Below are 21,349 nucleotides of genomic sequence, written 5' to 3'. Positions count from 1 at the left end.
ATAACAGTGAGCAATTTTATTCGCAAGTTTTCCTCCGGCTGTTATACTTCAATATATTAACAAGCTCAAGGAGGATAATACATTTATGAACCACTTAAAACTTTCCGCACTTAATCTCGTTCCCATTAGAGAGGGACATGATGATAAAGATGCTATTGATGATATGGTGACTTTAGCGCAAAACCTAGAATCATTAGATTATAATCGCTATTGGATTGCTGAACATCACAATGCCCCAAATTTAGTAAGCTCGGCAACATCACTACTCATACAGCATACTTTAGAACACACTTCTAAAATTCGTGTTGGATCTGGCGGCATCATGCTACCAAACCATGCTCCATTAGTCGTCGCAGAGCAATTTGGGACGATGGCAACATTATTCCCAAATCGTTTAGACCTTGGGTTAGGTCGCGCGCCAGGTACGGATATGATGACAGCCAGCGCATTACGTAGAGATCAACATAATGGCGTTTATGATTTCCCAGAAGAAGTTGAACAACTTGCGACATATTTTGGCCCTGCAAACAAACAAGCTTATGTACGCGCCTATCCTGCCGTTGATAAAAATGTCCCTTTATATATCCTAGGATCTTCTACCGATTCTGCGCATTTGGCAGCGCGAAAAGGTCTACCATATGTCTTTGCAGGACATTTTGCACCACAACAAATGAAAGAAGCTATGCACATTTATAAAGAGTTGTTTGAACCTTCTGATGTACTTAACGAGCCTTATATGATTGTATGTCTTAATGCAATCGTTGCAGATACAGACGAACAAGCACATTATTTAGCAACAACTCAAGCCCAAGTGATGGTCAGTATCACTCGAGGTAAGATGCAACCTGTTCAACCTCCAACTGATAATTTAGGAGGCTTATTAACTCCTAGAGAATTAGAACTTGCCAAACAACGTATGAATCAATCACTCATAGGCTCAGAAGCAACGGTTAAGCAAAAACTCAAAGCTTTTATTGCTGAATATGGTGAATTCGATGAACTTATGGCAATTAGTTATGTTTATGATCAAGATGCTCAATTAGAATCCTATCGTAAATTAAAAAATGTTATTACAAATCTTAATGATTAGTCTATAACTGTAAATAGAATGTAATTTATGTTAAACGAAGAAAAAAGCCCACTCCATAATATGGAGCGGGCTTTAAAAATATAATAAACGATTAAAGTCTTATGCATTTAAGACAAAAGCATTCTACTTTTCGTCTTTTTTATCGTTTTTATCTTCGTCACTGCCACCAGTGAATTTATCAATTTGTTCTGAAGCCTGTTTCGCTTTTTCGTTATCTGAACCTTTAAGTTTTTCAGATACTGTTTTCGCAGTATCTTTTGCTTTGTTTAAGAAATTTTCAGCCATGTGTATTTTCCCCTTTCAAAATGAGATGTTGCTTATTTTTTAAATTTATCAATAGCTTCATTCGCTTTGTTTTTGGCATTTTCAACAAACTCTTTGGCTTTACCAGAGTTTTTATCTTCTTTACCTTCTTTTTCTAAGTCTTTATTGTCAGTAGCATTACCGACCGTTTCTTTCACGTTACCTTTTGCTTGTTCAAACTTACTTTCATCAGCCATTTTGATAACCTCCTTAGCGATGTATATATAATCAATACCACTGTCTAAGAAGCATTAAACATACAAAACGAAATTAATTTACTTTTATTTATATAAGCTACGTCACTATTTTCTTTTTAAATATAAAACATATAACCATCTAAATTATCAGTATCTTTATAATCTGCTAAATATTTCAATGAAGTATTATCAAGTACATCTCTAACTGCATCTCTCATTCTAATCCAAAGTTGCTTCTGCGCTGGTGGTTCTGATTCAATACTTTCTACAAATGTAATTGGACCTTCCAACAAACGAATAATGTCACCAGCTGTTATTTCTTCTGCCGGTACTCTTAATTGATAACCACCTTTTGCACCACGAACACTTCGAATTAAACCTGCATTCCTTAAAGGACCCACTAACTGTTCTAGATATAGATCACTTAAATTATTTTCTTCTGCAATTGATTTTAATGACACACACCCTTGACCTTCTTTTTTAGCTAGGGATATCATTAGTGTTAATCCATATCTTCCTTTTGTTGAAATTTTCATTATATAACCTCACTTAATTCGAATACTATATAATAACATTCTATCATTTTTTACGTTAATATAGAATCAGAAAGGTGTGACAAATCGTGACAAATGAGCCACTTGCATCAAGAATGCGACCAAATAACATAGATGAAGTCATTTCTCAAGAACATTTAGTGGGTCCAAAGGGTATTATTAGACGAATGGTAGATACCAAACGCTTATCTTCAATGATCTTTTATGGCCCTCCTGGCATTGGGAAAACAAGTATTGCAAAAGCAATATCTGGCAGTACACAATATAAATTCAGACAGCTCAATGCCGTTACAAATACCAAAAAAGATATGCAATTAATTGTAGAAGAAGCGAAAATGTCTGGCCAAGTTATTTTGCTTTTAGACGAAATTCACCGTTTAGATAAAGCGAAACAAGATTTTTTATTACCCCATTTAGAAAATGGAAAAATTGTATTGATTGGTGCTACAACATCAAATCCTTATCATGCAATCAACCCAGCAATTCGTTCTAGAGCGCAAATATTCGAGTTATATTCTTTAGATGAACATGACATCAGAGTTTCATTAGATAGAGCGTTAACTGATGAAACACGTGGTTTAGCAACTTACCATGCACATGTTGACGAAGATGCCTTATTATATTTTTCGACGCAAAGTCAAGGTGATGTAAGAAGTGCTTTAAACGCTTTAGAGTTAGCAGTGTTAAGTTCTGAGGTAACTGATGGCACAAGACATATTACCTTACAAGATGCCAAAGATTGTTTGCAAAAAGGAGCTTTGGTTAGTGATAAAGATGGGGATATGCATTATGATGTTATGAGCGCTTTTCAAAAATCGATTAGAGGTAGTGATGTCAACGCTGCGCTACATTATCTAGCGCGACTTATTGAAGCAGGCGACTTACCTACTATCGTACGCAGATTACTAGTGATTTCTTATGAAGATATAGGCTTAGCTTCACCGGCAGCAGGGCAACGTACACTCGCAGCTATAGAATCAGCTGAACGCCTAGGCTTTCCTGAAGCAAGAATCCCACTTAGTCAGGCAGTAATTGAGCTTTGTTTATCTCCAAAATCAAATTCTGGGATTACAGCGATTGATTCAGCTTTATCAGATATACGTAAAGGGTTAGTTGGTCAAATACCAGACCACCTAAAAGATGGCCACTATGCTGGTGCTAAAGAATTGGGTCGGGCGATTGGATATAAATACCCACATAGTTATGACAATGGCTTTGTAGCGCAACAATACCTACCCGATAAATTAAAGAACAAAATTTACTATGAACCTAAAACAACTTCCAAAAGTGAACAACAGTTTAAGGCAGTATACGAAAATATCAAACAATCTCAATTTAAAAATTAAGACTGCGATTTAAGAAAAAATGATTTCTACTTTATTACTAGTAGAAATCATCTGTTGTATATTTTACCGTTTAATGTTTGTATAATATTCTGTAGCATAATATAACTATATAACAAAAAGTTACAAGCTAAAAATCCGCTTTAAGCAAACATACATCATCTAAGACATAAAATAATAAGATAAAAAGTACACCTCTATAGGAACATAGAGGTGTACTTTTTATCTTATTCCCGGGCGTTTACACCCAGAATTATTTTTATGCCTATATTTATTTTATTCTTTATTGCTAACCTAACTATTTTTTGTCTTTGATACGTGTCACCGGTATCTCTTTCAAAATATCGTTAATCACATAACTCGCACAAATAAGTCCAACAACGCTTGGTACAAAAGCATTAGAGGATGGTGGTATTTGCCCTTTTCTAGTTGGTGCGTTTGCATCACCTACAGTATCTTTTACATCTTCTCTAATCACAATCGGACTTTCATCTGAAAAGACGACTGGTATACCTTTAGTAATACCGATTTTCTTTAATTTTCGTCTTATTATTTTTGCCATGGGATCCATATGTGTTTTGGATATATCTGCTATTTGAAAACGCGTTGGATCTGTCTTATTAGCAGCACCCATACTTGAAATCACCTTAATGTCCCTATTTAAACATTCATTCATCAAATGTACTTTATACATAATCGTATCACTGGCATCTACAAAATAATCAATATCATAATGATTAAATAAATCTTCATAAGTCTCTTCTGTATAAAACATGTGTAATGATGTCACTTTACAGTCTGGATTAATTAATTTGATACGTTCTTCCATTAATGTCACTTTACTTTGCCCTATAGTCGAGGTAAGTGCATGTAGCTGACGATTAACATTAGTAATATCGACGTCATCTTTATCAATAAGTATGATGTGACCAATATTCGTGCGCGCTAATGCCTCTGCAGCAAATGAACCCACGCCACCCACGCCAAGTACAACAACAGTTTTATTTTTTAATAAATCTAACCCTTCTTGTCCATAAGCTAATTCATTTCTAGAAAATTGATGTTTCATTTAAATACTCCTTATTCATAAAATATTTCTATATTAAAATCAGTATAACATTATCTTACTTATATATTTTAATAAAGCATTATAGTTTTTATTTAAATAATCTTATTTATTAGTAAAGATTTCAAAAAAAATACGCAAGACCGAAGTCTTGCGTACTGATAGAGTCCGTTAATGCCGTAGTTATAAGATGCTTGATCATTCGGCCTGCTTAAAACAGGTGGGTGCCCTGTTTCTTGTTTTGCAAGTCCTCCTATTGAGGCGTGTGCGCTGCAAGAAAACCCATTGGGCTCCCGGATCAAAGAGTGTTAGGCCCAAATATAAAGCAAACATACGAACACTACAGATGACTATCTTATGGAATAATCATACCACAATATATAGATTTAGCAAGAATAAAACCTCTTATCTAAATTAATGACGAATACGCAATGAAAGTTCCTCTAATTGATTTTCTGAAACTTCACTTGGTGCATTTGTTAATAAACATGATGCTGATGCAGTTTTAGGGAATGCAATTGTATCACGTAAATTAGTTCGGCCAGTTAATAACATAACTAGACGGTCTAAACCTAATGCTATACCGCCATGTGGTGGCGCACCATATTTAAATGCATCTAATAAGAAACCAAATTGTTCTTTCGCTTGTTCATCAGTAAAACCTAATACTTCGAACATTTTTGATTGTAAGTCGGCATTGTGGATTCTGATTGACCCACCACCTAATTCATAACCATTTAATACAACATCATAAGCGTTTGCTTGTACATTTTCTGGTTCATTATCTAACTTATCAATATCTTCTTGTTTAGGTGCTGTGAATGGATGATGAGCTGCTGTATAACGTTTAGCATCTTCATCATATTCTAATAATGGCCAATCAGTCACCCATAAGAAATTCAATTTAGATTGATCAATTAAATCTAATTCTTTAGCTAATTTCAAGCGTAAAGCGCCTAAACTTTGAGCCACTACACTTGGTTTGTCAGCTACAAATAATACTAAGTCGCCGGCTTTAGCGCCTGTAAGTGATTGTAATTTTTCAACATGGTCATTTTCAAAGAATTTGGCAATTGGACCGTTTAATCCATCTTCTACAACTTTAACCCACGCTAAACCTTTAGCACCATAAATATTAACGAATTCAGTTAAAGCATCAATGTCTTTTCTCGTATATTTGTCAGAAGCACCTTTCGCAACGATTGCTTTGACTTGTCCATTGTTATTAACTGCATCTTTAAATACTTTGAAATCCATAACTTCGCCTAATTCTGAAACATTAATAAGTTCCATATCAAAGCGTGTATCTGGTTTATCTGAACCGTAACGTTCCATTGCTTCACTATAAGTCATTCTTGGGAATGGGCGTGGAATTTCAACATCTTTCACATCTTTAACAACATTTTGTAACATTTCTTCGCCCATATCCATAACGTCTTCTTGGTCAACGAAGCTCATTTCAATATCCACTTGTGTAAACTCTGGTTGACGGTCTGCACGTAAGTCTTCATCACGGAAACATTTTACGATTTGATAATATTTATCAAATCCACTAATCATTAATAATTGTTTGAATATCTGTGGAGATTGTGGCAATGCATAGAATTGACCCTCATGTACACGAGAAGGTACAAGATAATCACGTGCGCCTTCAGGTGTAGACTTAGTTAAAACTGGTGTTTCTATGTCATAAAAACCTTCTTGGTCCAAATATTGTCTAATGGAACGTGTCGTTTGATGTCTCATTTTAAAGGTTTGTGCTAATTCTTGTCTTCTTAAATCAAGGTATCTATATTTCAATCTAATATTTTCGTCAACGTTTTGATTTTCTTCATTTAGAGCGAATGGTGGTGTTTCAGATTTATTGATAATTTCTATATTTGAAACTTGTACTTCAATTTGTCCAGTTTCAATTTTAGGATTAACTGTTTCAGGATCACGCTTCTTAACTATTCCTCTAACTTCAACAATGTATTCAGATCTCACTGTTTCTGCAACTTTTAAAGCCTCTTCTGAAAACGCTGGATTGAATACAATTTGAACATAACCTTCACGGTCACGTAAGTCAACGAAGATGAGTCCACCTAAATCTCTACGGTTATGCACCCAGCCTTTTAATATAACTTCTTGCTCTAAAAGTGATTCAGTCACTAAACCACAATATGTTGTACGCTTACTCATGTTATCTACTCCTTATTTTTTAAATAATCGACAATGCCATCTAATTGAATCATTTCAGTTTCACCTGATTGCATGTTTTTAATATTAATATTTTTATTTTCTAGCTCTTGATCACCGATGACGACCGTATAATTCGCATTTAATCGATCCGCTTGCTTCATTTGTCCTTTTACTTTACGAGACATATAATCTTTATCCGCTTTAATGCCATTTTTACGCAAATCGTTCAATAGCTTAATTGCATAACGATCTGCCGCATCGCCCATCGTTACTACAAATAAATCAAATTCATTATCAATATCAAGTTCAATTTCTTCTTCATTCAATGCAAGTAATAGTCTTTCAATACTTAGTGCAAAGCCAATACCAGTTTGGTTTGGGCCATCTAATAATTCTAATAATCCATTATAACGACCGCCGCCACATAAAGTTGTAATTGCACCATCATAATTTGGGTTATCCATCATAAGTTCAAATGCAGTATGTGTATAATAATCTAAACCTCTTACCAAATTAGGATCCACCACATACGGTATACCTAAATCATCTAAATGTTGTTTCACTTCATCAAAATATGCTTTAGATGCTTCATTTAAATAATCGCTAATCTGAGGTGCAGTTTTAATAGCTTCTTTATCTTTATCTACTTTACAATCCAAAATACGCATTGGGTTTGAGTGAAGTCTATTTTGACAATCACTACAAAAATCACCAATAACAGGTTCGAAGTGTTTCACAAGCGCATCGTTATATTCTTTACGAGAATGCATATCTCCAATGCTATTAATAACAAGTTTTAAATGTTTCAAACCAAATGACTGATAAATATGCATCGCCATTGCTAATACTTCAGCATCAATCCCTGGATTTTCCGCACCAATCGCCTCTACACCAAATTGTGTAAATTGACGATAACGCCCTTTTTGTTTACGTTCATAACGAAACATAGGACCCGTATAATATAATTTGATAGGTTGATTTGGAAGGCCTTGCATTTTATTTTCTATATAAGAACGTACTACTGCCGCCGTACCTTCAGGACGCAACGTTATACTACGGTCTCCCTTATCTTTGAATGTATACATTTCTTTTTGCACAACATCAGTTGAACCTCCGACACCGCGTGCAAATAATTCAGTGCTTTCGAATATTGGCGTACGAATTTCTTGATAGTTATATAATTCCATCAATTCATTTAATTTTGATTCGATATAACGCCATTTTTTTGTTTCCTCTGGTAATATATCTTGAGTCCCTCTAGGTATATTTATCATAGAACCTCTCCTTTTAAGCAATAAAAAAACCCTTGCATGACTAATAAGTCATACAAGGGACGATTTTCCGTGTTGCCACCCTAATTGGTTACAAATATATTATTCATAACCCACTTCATACGAATAACGTTCGTTACACGGCTTTATATTATAAAGCACCTCTTCTTGTGTTATATTTCTAAATTACTCTGCATAATTTTTCAGCCTAGAATTATGTCTCTTCACATTTTGATAAATGTTACCTATTTCGTTTAGAAACTTCAAGAATACTAACGGTTTTAATATAGAATTCATATTTAATAATAACGACTTTACAAATATTATGCAACCTTTTTATTCAGAGAAATAAGAACGTAATCCATCAACAACTGCTTTTTCAAGTATGTGGCGGTGCAATTTATCCGTAATCATATCTTCATCTGTAGGATTGCTAATATAGCCTAATTCTAATAATACTGCTGGAACGTCCGTTTGTCTCAATACTTGGTAGTTTTCTTGTCTAGCGCCTTTACTCGTCAACAACGCTTTCTTCTGTAGTGTAGCACTGATTGTTTCTGCTAAAGCCTCTTGGTTATCTTTATACCAATAAACCGTGCTGCCATTAGCTTTAGCGGATTTGAGAGAGTCATTATGTATGCTAATATATGCATCACCTTTAATATTACGTTGCTCGAGAGTTACATATTCATCCGCTTCACGTGTCATATTAACAACTGCACCTTCTTTTTCTAGAAGTGATTTAAGTTCTTTCGCAGTTTTTAAAGTGTATACCTTTTCCCTACTATGCTTTTTTGTATTACTTGAAGCACCTTGATCACTTCCGCCGTGACCAGGGTCAAGTACAATTGTTTTATCCTTTAAAGGCTTAGCGTTGGGGTTAGCATCCGCCTCTATATTTAAATTCGTATGCCAACCTGCAACCCAACCTTTTTCTTTGCCATTACTAGATTCAACTTGAATCCATTTACCTGTTTTGCTTATTTTGTGGAAGTTTTGTCCTTTGTAGATTGAATTAACTTCTGGATAAATTGGACTAGGTCCAGTTCTTAATTCCGTATCTTCTGTAACATAAATTGTACTACTATCTTCATCATTATGATTTAAGAAAGAAATGATCATAAAAACGAAAACGACAAATGTTACAACGACAATGAGTGTGGGGAAATTCCTAAGATTATGTTTTTCTAACCAAGTATTGATTCTATTCATACGATTTTGCCATCCTGACTTTCATAAATAATAGTTACAGGTCCATCATTAGCGATATTAACTAACATATCTGTGCCAAATTGACCTGTTAACACATTTAATCCATAAGAACGCAGCGCGTTATTAAATTGTTCATAAAACGCATTAGCTTGCTCTGGAGGCATAGAACGAGTGAAACCCGGTCTATTTCCTTTTCTCACATCAGCATATAAAGTGAACTGTGAGATTGATAAAATCTCACCTTCAACTTGTTGAATATTAAGATTTAATTTACCATCTTCATCTTCAAACAATCTGGCATTCACTATTTTTTTAGCTAATGTTTCAATATCAGCTTCCGTAGTCTCACGCCCTATACCAACGAACAGACAATAGCCTTTTTTAATTTTATTTTCAATATTCTCATTAGAAACTGAAGCTTCTTTAACTTTTTGAACTACAATTTTCATCTATGCTGCACCTCTAATTCCATACTCTTGTAACAGTATAAACATCGCCGAGTTGTTTGATTTTTTCTACAACTTGGTAAACTTCATTTACATTTTTTACCATAACGCTAATATTTATCACCGCATTTTTATCAATATCTGATCGACCGGACACTTTAACCAAGTTACTCTGTGTTGAATTGACTGCTTGTAAAACTTCGTTCAAAAGTCCATTTCTATCGTAAGCAGAAACTTCCAAATCTACTTGATAACGTTGGGTAGAGTCTTTAGAACGCACCCACTCAACATGTATAAGTCGTTCTTTTTCATTTTGAATGTTAGGGCAATCCGTTCTATGTACTTTGATACCATGACCTTTGGTGATATAACCTACAATATCATCACCAGGGATTGGATTACAACATTTTGACAGTTTAATCAATACATTTTCTATACCTTCTACATAAACTCCACTATCTGTTGTAATATCATCCTTAATTGGAACGGATTTGGTGATTTCTTGAGCTTCATTTAAAGCTTTTTGTTTATCTTGAATACGTTGCTTTTCTGTTAATTTATTTACAATTTGTAATGCAGTCACGCCACCAAAACCTACTGCTGCAAATAAATCTTCTTCATTTGCAAAATTATATTTTTCATTAACAATTTCAATATTTTCATCTGTTAAAACATCATCTACTCTGAAACCATGATCTTTAATTTCAGCTTCCACCATGAATTTACCTTTTTCAATATTAGAAGAACGATCTTGTTTTTTAAAGAAACTTCTAATTTTACTTTTAGCGCTAGAAGATTTTACTATTTTCAGCCAATCTCGACTCGGCCCATAAGAATGTTTGCTTGTTCTTATCTCTACAATATCTCCTGTTTGGAGTACATAATCTATTGGTTCAATCTTACCGTTCACTTTAGCACCAATCATTTTATTACCGACTTCACTATGAATGGCATAAGCGAAATCGATAGGAACACCACCATATGGTAATTCAATAACATCACTTTCTGGAGTAAATGCATAAACTTTATCACTTTGTAAATCAAATTTTAAAGTTTCCATAAATTCTTCAGCATCTGAAGTAGTATTATCTGTTTCTGCTAGTTCTTTGAGCCAATTCAATTTATTATTGAAATTTTTATTTTTTTCAGTTACTTTTTTGCCTTCTTTATATGCCCAATGTGCTGCCACACCATGTTCAGCTATTTCATGCATCTCAAATGTGCGTATTTGAATTTCTAGTGGGTCGCCATTTGGACCTACCACCGTTGTATGTAAAGATTGGTACATATTTTGTTTTGGCATCGCGATATAATCTTTAAATCTACCAGGCATCGGTTTCCAAAGTGTATGCACTAAACCTAATACAGCGTAACAATCGTTAATAGAATTAACTATAACTCTTATGGCTAATAAATCAAATATCTGATCGAATTGTTTCTTTTGTTTAACCATTTTTCTATAGATACTATATATGTGCTTTGGTCTACCATTAATATCTCCTTGGATATTCATACTAGCCATATCTTCATCAATGCGATTAATAGCATTCTGAATATACTCTTCTCGTTCGCTACGTTTCTTTTTCATCAAATTGACTATTCTAAAATACTGTACGCTATCAATATATCTTAAAGATGTATCTTCTAATTCCCACTTTATTGTATTGATACCAAGTCTATGTGCTAATGGCGCATAGATTTCTAAAGTTTCCTTAGAAATTCTAATTTGCTTTTCTCTAGCCATTGCTTTTAATGTTCTCATATTATGTAAACGGTCTGCTAATTTCACTAAAATAACACGTACGTCCTTAGCAATAGCAATAAATAATTTTCTATGATTTTCTGCCTGCTGCTCTTCTTTTGAACGATATTTCACTTTTTTTAATTTTGTAACACCTTCTACAATGATGGCAATTTCTTCGTTAAACATGCCCTTAACATCATCAAATGTATACGGTGTATCTTCAATTACATCATGTAAAAATCCTGCAACTATCGTTGGCCCGTCTAAATGCATTTCAGTTAGAATAGCCGCAACTTGTATTGGATGCATGATATAAGGCAAACCATTTTTGCGAAATTGACCCTCATGTGCCTCATAAGCAATATGGTAACTTTTTAAAACATATTCATAATCTTCTTTAGATAAATATGATTTGGCTTTGGATAATACTTCATCAGCACTATACGGATATTCATTGTTCACTTAAGACACCCCCACACTAAATATTAATTGTTATTAAATACCCAATTTAATATTTTATTCGCTTAACCTAGTTATTTTTAATTCCGATTATAACGTACTTTCTTTATTTTAGGTCAAATTTTGTATAATAGTTATATAATACTACATGTCATTAAATAAATAAACGAGTTCATTGGACCTATTAGAAAATGTTGTTAAATTTCACCTTTTATTATTCTTTGTTTCATAGAATCACATACAATTTACACAACATAAAAAAGAAAAGCCAAATGAAAGCTCATTTTTAAATGGTTTCATCTGACTTTTTTAATTTTAGATATTACTCATCATATGAAATTAAACGCATAACATCATAATCTTGAATTTTCTCAATACCATTCAAATACTTAAGTTCAATAATAAACGCAATACCTACAACGATACCACCTAATTCTTCTACAAGCTTAATAGCCGCTTCGATTGTTCCACCTGTAGCTAATAAGTCATCTGTGATAAGAACACGTTGACCGGGTTTAATTGCATCTTTGTGCATTGTTAATACGTTTGTGCCATATTCTAAGTCATATTCGTAACGAATCACTTCACGCGGAAGCTTGCCCTCTTTTCTTACAGGTGCAAAACCGATACCCATGGAATAAGCAACCGGACACCCAATAATAAAGCCACGAGCTTCCGGTCCGACAATCACATCGACATCTCTTTGTTTCGCATATTTTACAATTTGATCTGTAGCATAGCCATAAGCCTCACCATTATCCATAATTGTTGTTATATCTTTAAAGTTCACTCCTGGTTTTGGCCAATCCTGTACTTCAGACACATATTGTTTTAAATCCATACAAACTTCCTCCTATTTATCTATCAGTTCCGATTTAATCCACTGTTTTAAGTTATTAAAATCTTCATAAAGTAACATTTTTTCAACTTGTATTCTTTCGAGTCGGCCTTGATAAAACTTACTCGATTCGATATCTCTTTTGTCAGAAATGTTATTCATTTTGATTATACCATTTTCATCTTTTATAAAGCCTAAATCAAGAAAAACTTTTAGTATAAATTTAAGCATATTGGGTTGAATGTTTAAATATTGGCAGAGTTGCATGCCATCTTGTGCTAAATTTGTTTCTTTTTTCGTTGCCAATGCTTTAAAACATTGTTTAAATGTTTCCATTTTAGGCATACCTTCAAAATAAACAGAGTGTTCATGATTTAAAACGAGATAAATTTGCGACACATCTACCATTTTTAATGTTATTTTAATTTCTTCAATGGAAGAAGGCAAATCACGAAATACATATTTATTATAGTTTGATTGAATCTCATCACCATAATAATAGTAATTACCATTTAATTTTTCACTCTTTTTATTGATTAAATAAGCAACGTCTGTCGCGTCTTGTGCAAATTCATTAACTTTACTTTTACTACGGTAATCTAAAATCTGTAAATTATTACTTGCTAAGTCTTGAATCATAAATTGAGGTGACTGGAATCCATTCCACTCATTAATTTGTAATGTACCTATAACATTGATTGGCTGTTCCACACCCAACTCTTTAACAAGATGTCCATTTTGCCAAAATATCGCTTGCAATTGACTTTCACCCATAACGAGTTTAAGATGTTTCTGCTCTTGACCAATACCTTTAGCTTGATGCACTAATACGTCTTCCAGTTCAAAACAAGGACTTGTAAAATCTGTACCAAACGGACGTAACCTTTGTATGTCTTGAATATTTTTAATAGTAATATCAGACTCAGAAATTTTCACATCCACTTTCTTTCGAGGTTCTAAGGATGTTGTTTCAGCAAGTTGATTCATCCATTGATTAAGTCCTTGTCTTAATGATTCAATATTTTCAATTGGCATCGTGACACCTGCTGCCATATGGTGGCCACCAAACTTACTAATTAAGTCTGCATGTGCGGTTAAGATATCAAACATTGATACCTGTTCTATACTACGCGCTGATCCTTTTGCGTGATTTTGTGCTTCATCAATATTTAATATTAACGTAGGTAAGCCATAGGTTTCAACAACCTTTGAAGCTACGATTCCTAGTACCCCTTCATGCCAGTCTTGTTGAGCTAAAAGTAAGAATTTAGATCCATCTTGTACTTGTGTTTCAGCAACCTGTAATGCTTCGTCGGTAATTTGTGCAACGATATCTTTACGTTCTTGATTAAAGAATTCTACCTGCTCTGCTAAAAACTCTGCTTCTTCATCTGTTTCAGTCATTAACAGTTCTGCAGCTAAGGCAGCGTCTTCTAATCTTCCAACCGCATTGAGTCGAGGGCCAATGATAAAACCAATTGTTTCTTCAGTAATCTCATCATTATAACCTGCTTGTTTGAGTATTGCTTTAATTGAAACTGGGCAATGTTCGTTAAGTACTTCTAGACCATTTTGTACTAGCGAACGGTTTTCGTCAGTTAAAGATACTAAGTCAGCAATCGTTCCAATAGCCACTAAGCCAAGAAAATATGCGGGTGGTTGTGCTAATAATGTTTGGGCTAATTTATATGCTACCCCTGCACCACATAAATATTGAAATGGATATTCATATTCTGGATGCATTGGATGCACAATGGCAAAGGCATTAGGCATTGTTTTACCAATTTCATGATGATCTGTCACAATAACATCTACACCTAAGTCTTGAACCATTTGAATTTCATCATGTCCTTGGATACCGTTATCTACAGTTATAATTAAAGAAATACCTTCATCATAAGCATTCTTAAAGGCCATTTCATTAGGCCCATAGCCTTCTGAAAAGCGATTAGGTATGTACCATCCAACATGTGCACCTAATTCTTTTAAAGTATCGACAAGAATTGTAGTCGATGTGACACCATCAGCATCGTAATCGCCATAGACTAAAATCTTTTGATTTTCATCTATTGCTAAATTAATACGTTCAACTGCTTTTGACATATCGCTCATTAACCATGGATCATGTGCAATTTGCTTACCATTAAGTACATCAGCAATTGATGATTTATCAGTTAATCCTTTACTTTCTAAGATTTTTTTTACAATAGGAGTTAGTTTTAAATCTGACGAAACATCCTCTGTAATCTCAGTTTCGGGTGAATTAACGTCCCAAGTATACTTTGATTTAATCATACTATTCTCCCTCATTTCCACAAGCAATTATACAAAAGATAACCCAAAATAAAAAGTACTTACATTTAAGTATGTATAAGAAATAATACAATACTCCAAATATGAACTATGATTGATTCATCTAAGCAATTCTACTTTCTTCGCCACTCAATAACTAAACCCAAAAATAAAAGGCTATAATTCATGATTAACATAAATTATAACCTTTATACCTCTCAAAAAATTAAAATAATTAAACTACAATTTTTTCATCATTTGATTTTTTCTCTTTATATACTACTAATTTGTTATCTTCTGATTTTTTAAGTTGACGTTTTTTCATAATGCCCCATAGCGGTACTGCAATAAATACAGATGAAAATACACCTGTGATTAATCCTATTAATAATGCTAATGAGAAATTAAAAATACTTGGTGCACCAAAAATCAATAACGAGATAACAACTATAACTACAGTGAGCACTGTATTAATGGAACGTGTCATCGTTTGACGAATTGATCTGTTCACAATATCATCAATTTGCGCTTTGTCCGTAATCACTTTCACTTTGTGTAAGTTTTCCCGGACCCTATCAAAGGTTACTATCGTATCATTAATAGAGTAACCTATAATCGTTAATACTGCAGCAATAAATGTAATGTCAACTTCAAGTCTAAACAAACTGAAGACTGCCACAATCATAAATGCGTCATGCAGTAAAGAAAGAATAGAAGACAAGCCCATACGCCATTCGAATCTAAATGTAATATAGATAATGATACCTATCGCTGCATATATTAAGGCAAGCATTGCATTTTTAGCTAGTTCTTGTCCTATAACAGGTGAAACTGTATTAACCGTTGGATCATGTCCAAAGCTACTATCTACAGTGTCTTTAATTTTAGCCACATCATCTTTAGATAAAGCATTTTTAAATTGTACCGAAACATTTTTGCCCTTTTCACCGATTGAAACTTGGTCTGGTTCGAAATGCTTATCTTTTAATACTTGAGTCACTTTGTCATCAGAAACTTTTTGATCTGACTCGAAGTCTACACGTGTACCACTTGTAAAATCAATACCAAGATTTAATCTGAAGATAAAGAGTACAATTGCACCAAGTATCAAAATAATAATACTCAGTGATAGTAATGGCTTGGCTAACTTCATAAAATTAATACGCTCATATGGTGTTTTCAAATCATGTATTTCTTTACCTTGATTAATATCAAAGGTATCCTTTTTATTTACACCAAATAGCCAATTTGATTTTTTAAAGAAGTTAGAAGAAACAAGTAATGACAATAACCATCTAGATAAAAATACTGCCGTCACAAATATCATTAAAATGCCTAAGAGTAACATTGTTGCGAAACCTTTAACTGAACTTTCACCGAAGAAGAACAGTACTGCCGCTGCAATTACAGTAGTTAACTGCGCATCGAAAATCGTTAAGAAGGAACTCTTATTGGCTTTTTTGTACGCTTGTTTAAGCGTCCGTCCTATTTTCAGCTCATCTTTTATCCGCTCATACATAATGATGTTAGCATCGACTGCCATACCTACACCGAGTACTAAAGCTGCTAAACCAGGCAACGTTAAGACCCCAGATATAAAGTTAAATGCTAATAATGTTAAATAAATATAAGCAGTTAACGCGATGACTGCTACTAAACCAGGCAAACGATAAAAGCCTAGCATAAACAGGTAAATAACTGCAATACCTATAACTGCTGCTAATACTGTTTTATCTAAAGCATCTTGTCCAAATTGTGCGCCTACTGAATTTGAATATATTTCATTCAAATCTACTGGTAATGAGCCAGAATTTAATAAGTCAGCAATTTGTTTTGCTTTTTGAACGCCTTTTTCGCCGTTAAATCCACCAGATATCTCTACACTGTCGGAATTGATAGGTTTATCAACTGATGCAGCCGAAACATATTTAGGATCTTTTTTATTTTTTTCCTTTTGGTAAGTATCACCTTTTTCATGATCTAACCAAACGACCATCACGTTTTCATCTTTTTTAGAAATTTCTTCTGTTACTTTTTTAAATTTATCACTATCTTTTAATTTAAAAGTAACTGCAGGTTGATTTGTGTTTTGCTTGAATTCTTGTTTTGCAGAACCTTGTTGAATGTCTTTACCAGTTAATTTAACTTTGTCATCCGCATCTCTAATTGTTAAATTAGCTTGGGAAGATAATATTTCACGTGCTTGAGATTGGTTTTTAACCCCCGCAAGTTGCACACGAATTCTATTCTTATCTTCGACCTGAATTTTTGGTTCTGATACTCCTAATACGTTTACACGATTTTCAAGCGTTTTAGCCGTAGCTTTCACCGCTTTTTCGTCTATTTTATCACCTTTTTGCAAAGGATCTACTTGATATAAGACTTCAAAACCACCTTGTAAATCCAAACCAAGATTGACGTCTTTAATTACATTCTTATATGTAAGTCCCATGCCTGCAAACAAAAGAACTACAAGTAATATAAATGCAACTATTCTACTACTTTTCTTCACTTGAACACCTCATTGTAAGCTTATTTTATAAGAATACTTGATTGACTCAATATAATGCAAGCTTAATAAAATCATATTATTCTTCTAAACAACCTTATATATCTTAACATATTACATCGTAGGTAAAAACTAACTCAATGGTTTTGCATATAACTTTTCGGTGTAAGCGGTTTATTTAAAGAAGATGTTTCATAAACTTTAACTACATAATAAACAATCTTGGTACGCTCACCAATAACCTTGTTAAAGTATAACACTATATACCCTATTTACGATTAAAGTAAAAGTGCCAATCTTATATGTTAACAACTGCTTAAATTCCGATACAAAAAAAGAACTAATGTTTAACATTAGTTCTTTACTTAATTATGATGGATCTACTTGCTTAATAGCTGGCTTTTCTAAAGTGATTTCAGTACCATTACTGTTTAAAGTTAATACTACTGTAGTTTCATCTACACTACGAACAGTACCTTTAATACCACCAATTGTAGTTACATGTTGTCCTGAACTTACTTGACTAATCATTTCACGATGCTCTTTAGCCTTTTTCTGTTGTGGTCTAATTAAGAAGAACCACATTAATACTAATAATAAAATTGGTAATATCAATGAAGTAAATTGCATGATTTTATTTCTCCCTTTTAAAAGTTTTTGGGGTTCTCTACATTAAGTCCATACTGCTCGAAAAATTCTTCTTTAAAATCAAGAAGACGATCTTCACGGATAGCTTGACGGATATTTTCCATTAATTTAAGCAGAAAATGTAAATTATGATAAGTAGTAAGACGGATACCAAAAGTCTCTTCTGCTTTGATTAAATGTCTTATGTAAGCTCTACTGTAATTTTTACAAGCATAGCAGTCACAATTATCATCAATCGGACGTAAATCATCCGCATATTTGGCATTTTTAACAGTTAACCGACCATGTGATGTCATACATGTACCATTACGTGCAATACGCGTTGGTAATACACAATCAAACATGTCCATCCCGCGGATACTACACTCGATTAAAGCATCAGGTGAGCCAACGCCCATTAAGTAACGTGGTTTATCCTTAGGCATAAATTGTTCAGTGTGTTGTACCATATCGTACATTACCGGTTTTGGTTCTCCAACGGATAAGCCACCAATTGCGTATCCTGGAAAATCTAAAGCTACTAAATCTTCAGCACTTTGCTGACGCAAGTCTTTATATTCTCCACCTTGGATAATGCCAAATAAAGCTTGATCTTCGGGTCTCTTATGTGCTTCAAGGCATCTTTCAGCCCATCTTGTAGTTCTCTCAATAGAATCTTTCACATATTTGTATTCAGCAGGCATTGGCGGGCATTCGTCAAAAGCCATCATAATATCTGAACCTAAATCATTTTGAATTTGCATTGATTTCTCAGGACTCAAGAATAATTTAGATCCATTAGTATGATGACGAAACTCTACGCCTTTTTCAGTAATATTTCTCAGGTTACTTAAACTAAATACTTGGAAACCACCAGAGTCAGTCAGTATAGGACCGTTCCAGTTCATAAACTGATGTAAGCCCCCACTCTTTTTGATAATATCATTTCCTGGTTGTAACCACAAATGATATGTGTTTCCTAAAATGATTTTAGACTCCATTTGATGTAATTCTTCAGGACTCATTGTTTTAACTGTTGCTTTAGTACCTACAGGCATAAACATTGGTGTTTCAAATGAACCATGTGGTGTATGCACAATTCCTAATCTAGCTCCAGATTGCTTACAGGTTTTTATATGCTCATATGTAACGGCTGGCATAAAAAATCTCCTTTCATTCCCTAAATAATTAACATTGCATCTCCAAAACTAAAGAATCTATATTCAGCCTCTACAGCTTGTTGATATGCATTGATTATAAAATCTCTTGTACTAAAAGCTGAAACTAGCATAACTAATGTCGATTTGGGTAAATGGAAGTTAGTAATCAAACCATCTATTGCCTTATACTCAAATCCAGGGAAGATAAATATATCAGTCCATCCACTTTTAGCCACAAATTGATCATTGGATTGCATAATTGTTTCTAATGTTCGAGTTGACGTGGTACCAACCGAGATGATTCTTTTCCCATTTGCTTTCGTTTCATTTAATAATTTCGCTGTATCTTCATCCATTTGATAGTATTCACTATGCATTTCGTGGTCGTCAATATTATCAACGCTTACAGGTCTAAAGGTACCTAATCCAACATGCAAGGTTATAAAAGCAATATGAATACCTTTAGCTTTAATTTGATTTAACAAATCATCTGTAAAATGTAATCCTGCTGTTGGTGCAGCTGCAGATCCAGTTGCCTTAGCATATACTGTTTGATAACGATCAGGATCGTCTAAACGTTCTTTAATATATGGTGGTAAAGGCATTTCTCCAAGTTCATCTAAACGCTCTTGCAAGATACCTTCATAATGTAATCGCATAATGCGACCACCTTGGTCTAACTCTTCAATACATTCAGCAACAATTTTGCCCTCTCCAAATGACAACTTGTTACCTATTCTAATTCTCTTGGCTGGCTTTAATAATACTTCCCAGTCATTTCCCTCTATTTGAGTAAGCATAAGCATTTCCACTTTTGCACCTGTATCTTCTTTTAAACCAAATAATCGGGCCGGCATAACTCTTGTATCATTTAGTACAAGAGTGTCACCACTTTCTAAGTGATCAATTACATTTTTAAATTGTTTATGTTCAATATTACCTGATTTTCTGCCTAGAACAAGCAATCTACTCTCATCTCTATTTTTTAAAGGCGTTTGCGCAATTAACCTTTCAGGCAAATGGTAATCAAATGCTTCAATATCCAACTTATTCCCTCTTTTCATTCTTGCTAAAATGTTCAAATGCATAAGCAGTTGCTTTACGTCCTCTTGGTGTACGTTCAATAAAGCCTTTTTGAATTAAAAATGGTTCATATACATCTTCAATGGTTACACGTTCTTCACCAATAGACACCGCAATTGTATCTAAACCAACTGGTCCACCTTTATATTGGTTGATTATGCAATTCATCATCTTATGATCGATATAGTCTAAGCCTTCATCATCTACTTGGAGTAACTGTAAAGACTGCTTTGTAGTATCAATATGGATTAAATCATCTTCTTTAACTTGTTGAAAATCTCTCACACGTTTTAGAAGACGGTTGGCAACTCTCGGAGTCCCTCGGCTACGCTTGGCTAATTCTATTGCACTATCATCATCTATAGATGTACCGAGCACTTCAGTTGTTCGTAAAATAATTTCTTTCAATTCATGTTCTTTATAGTATTCTAATCTGAGATGAACACCAAATCTATCACGCAATGGTGCAGTTAAACTCCCAGCTCTTGTTGTTGCTCCAATTAATGTGAAGGGAGGCAAATCTATACGAATACTTCTCGCTTCTTCACCTTTACCAATCACAATATCTAAAAAGAAGTCTTCCATTGCGGAATACAATACTTCTTCAACAACACTACTTAGTCTATGAATTTCATCTATAAATAAAACGTCACCCGGCTGCAAACCAGAAAGTATCGCTGCCAAATCACCTGGACGCTCTACAGATGGTCCTGAAATTGTTCTAATATTAACTTCCATCTCATTTGCAATAATATTCGATAACGTTGTCTTACCTAAGCCAGGGGGGCCAAATAATAAGACATGGTCTAACGGTTCTTGTCGAATTTTAGCCGCTTTTATAAACACTTCTAAATTCGATTTAATCGTAGATTGTCCTATATACTGACGCAACTTTGTCGGTCTCAAAGATAATTCAAATGATGATTCATCCTCATGTACAGACTGGTCTACCATTCTATCATCCATTGCCTAAC

The 21,349-nt window shown here is 33.9% G+C and carries 18 protein-coding genes and 1 other RNA gene; 2 read left to right on the top strand and 17 right to left on the bottom strand.

Features of this window, described 5'->3' with window-relative positions; translation table 11 throughout:
• Positions 1–85 precede the first annotated feature (85 nt).
• Positions 86–1,090 (top strand): LLM class flavin-dependent oxidoreductase, encoded by a 1,005-nt coding sequence (locus tag PYW31_RS06245; RefSeq protein ID WP_046836615.1) that lies wholly within the window; start codon positions 86–88, stop codon positions 1,088–1,090.
• 123 nt (positions 1,091–1,213) lie between these two features.
• Here PYW31_RS06245 and PYW31_RS06240 read toward each other — a convergent pair whose 3' ends face one another.
• The 3 genes from PYW31_RS06240 to cymR form a co-directional block, all read right to left on the bottom strand.
• The gene (locus tag PYW31_RS06240; RefSeq protein WP_169746234.1) at positions 1,214–1,375 is read right to left on the bottom strand and encodes a hypothetical protein; all 162 of its coding nucleotides are present in this window, start codon (positions 1,373–1,375) and stop codon (positions 1,214–1,216) included.
• A gap of 32 nt (positions 1,376–1,407) precedes the next feature.
• The gene (locus tag PYW31_RS06235; protein ID WP_046836616.1) at positions 1,408–1,590 is read right to left on the bottom strand and encodes a CsbD family protein; all 183 of its coding nucleotides are present in this window, start codon (positions 1,588–1,590) and stop codon (positions 1,408–1,410) included.
• A gap of 116 nt (positions 1,591–1,706) precedes the next feature.
• Positions 1,707–2,126, bottom strand: coding sequence for a cysteine metabolism transcriptional regulator CymR (gene cymR, locus PYW31_RS06230; RefSeq protein ID WP_046836617.1), 420 nt, complete (start codon positions 2,124–2,126; stop codon positions 1,707–1,709).
• Between the two features lie 86 nt (positions 2,127–2,212).
• Here cymR and PYW31_RS06225 point away from each other — a divergent pair, with 86 nt between their 5' ends.
• Positions 2,213–3,490, top strand: coding sequence for a replication-associated recombination protein A (locus PYW31_RS06225; RefSeq protein WP_046836618.1), 1,278 nt, complete (start codon positions 2,213–2,215; stop codon positions 3,488–3,490).
• A gap of 295 nt (positions 3,491–3,785) precedes the next feature.
• Here PYW31_RS06225 and PYW31_RS06220 read toward each other — a convergent pair whose 3' ends face one another.
• The 14 genes from PYW31_RS06220 to ruvB form a co-directional block, all read right to left on the bottom strand.
• Positions 3,786–4,556: a tRNA threonylcarbamoyladenosine dehydratase gene (locus tag PYW31_RS06220; protein ID WP_046836619.1), complete on the bottom strand. Its 771-nt coding sequence runs from the start codon at positions 4,554–4,556 to the stop codon at positions 3,786–3,788.
• Positions 4,557–4,714: 158 nt separating this feature from the next.
• Positions 4,715–4,905, bottom strand: a non-coding RNA gene (ssrS, locus tag PYW31_RS06215) — 6S RNA.
• A 62-nt stretch (positions 4,906–4,967) separates the two neighbouring features.
• Positions 4,968–6,734, bottom strand: a complete 1,767-nt coding sequence (gene aspS, locus PYW31_RS06210) for an aspartate--tRNA ligase (protein WP_046836620.1) — start codon at positions 6,732–6,734, stop codon at positions 4,968–4,970.
• A gap of 5 nt (positions 6,735–6,739) precedes the next feature.
• Complete coding sequence (hisS, locus tag PYW31_RS06205; protein WP_046836621.1) at positions 6,740–8,008, bottom strand: histidine--tRNA ligase; 1,269 nt, start codon at positions 8,006–8,008, stop codon at positions 6,740–6,742.
• 333 nt (positions 8,009–8,341) lie between these two features.
• Positions 8,342–9,217, bottom strand: coding sequence for an N-acetylmuramoyl-L-alanine amidase family protein (locus PYW31_RS06200; RefSeq protein WP_046836622.1), 876 nt, complete (start codon positions 9,215–9,217; stop codon positions 8,342–8,344).
• On the bottom strand, positions 9,214–9,666 hold the full coding sequence (gene dtd / locus PYW31_RS06195) for a D-aminoacyl-tRNA deacylase (protein WP_046836623.1): 453 nt from the start codon (positions 9,664–9,666) through the stop codon (positions 9,214–9,216). Before dtd ends, PYW31_RS06200 begins: the two co-directional genes overlap by 4 nt.
• Positions 9,667–9,679: 13 nt before the next feature.
• Complete coding sequence (locus PYW31_RS06190) at positions 9,680–11,869, bottom strand: RelA/SpoT family protein (RefSeq protein ID WP_046836624.1); 2,190 nt, start codon at positions 11,867–11,869, stop codon at positions 9,680–9,682.
• 319 nt (positions 11,870–12,188) lie between these two features.
• Positions 12,189–12,707, bottom strand: a complete 519-nt coding sequence (locus PYW31_RS06185) for an adenine phosphoribosyltransferase (RefSeq protein WP_046836625.1) — start codon at positions 12,705–12,707, stop codon at positions 12,189–12,191.
• Between the two features lie 12 nt (positions 12,708–12,719).
• On the bottom strand, positions 12,720–14,999 hold the full coding sequence (gene recJ, locus PYW31_RS06180) for a single-stranded-DNA-specific exonuclease RecJ (protein WP_046836626.1): 2,280 nt from the start codon (positions 14,997–14,999) through the stop codon (positions 12,720–12,722).
• A 232-nt stretch (positions 15,000–15,231) separates the two neighbouring features.
• Positions 15,232–17,508, bottom strand: coding sequence for a protein translocase subunit SecDF (gene secDF / locus PYW31_RS06175; protein ID WP_046836627.1), 2,277 nt, complete (start codon positions 17,506–17,508; stop codon positions 15,232–15,234).
• A 366-nt stretch (positions 17,509–17,874) separates the two neighbouring features.
• On the bottom strand, positions 17,875–18,135 hold the full coding sequence (yajC, locus tag PYW31_RS06170) for a preprotein translocase subunit YajC (RefSeq protein WP_046836628.1): 261 nt from the start codon (positions 18,133–18,135) through the stop codon (positions 17,875–17,877).
• A 17-nt stretch (positions 18,136–18,152) separates the two neighbouring features.
• Positions 18,153–19,292 carry a tRNA guanosine(34) transglycosylase Tgt gene (gene tgt, locus PYW31_RS06165; protein ID WP_046836629.1) on the bottom strand — a complete coding sequence of 380 codons (1,140 nt, stop codon included), beginning with the start codon at positions 19,290–19,292 and terminating at the stop codon, positions 18,153–18,155.
• A gap of 20 nt (positions 19,293–19,312) precedes the next feature.
• Positions 19,313–20,338 (bottom strand): tRNA preQ1(34) S-adenosylmethionine ribosyltransferase-isomerase QueA, encoded by a 1,026-nt coding sequence (queA, locus tag PYW31_RS06160; protein WP_046836630.1) that lies wholly within the window; start codon positions 20,336–20,338, stop codon positions 19,313–19,315.
• Position 20,339: 1 nt separating this feature from the next.
• The gene (gene ruvB / locus PYW31_RS06155) at positions 20,340–21,341 is read right to left on the bottom strand and encodes a Holliday junction branch migration DNA helicase RuvB (protein WP_046836631.1); all 1,002 of its coding nucleotides are present in this window, start codon (positions 21,339–21,341) and stop codon (positions 20,340–20,342) included.
• Between the last annotated feature and the right edge of the window lie 8 nt (positions 21,342–21,349).

Source organism: Staphylococcus succinus, from assembly GCF_029024945.1.
Classification (GTDB): Bacteria; Bacillota; Bacilli; order Staphylococcales; family Staphylococcaceae; genus Staphylococcus; species Staphylococcus succinus.
Note: the sequence above shows the minus strand (reverse complement) of the source record. Positions and strands in the feature narration are given on the sequence as shown.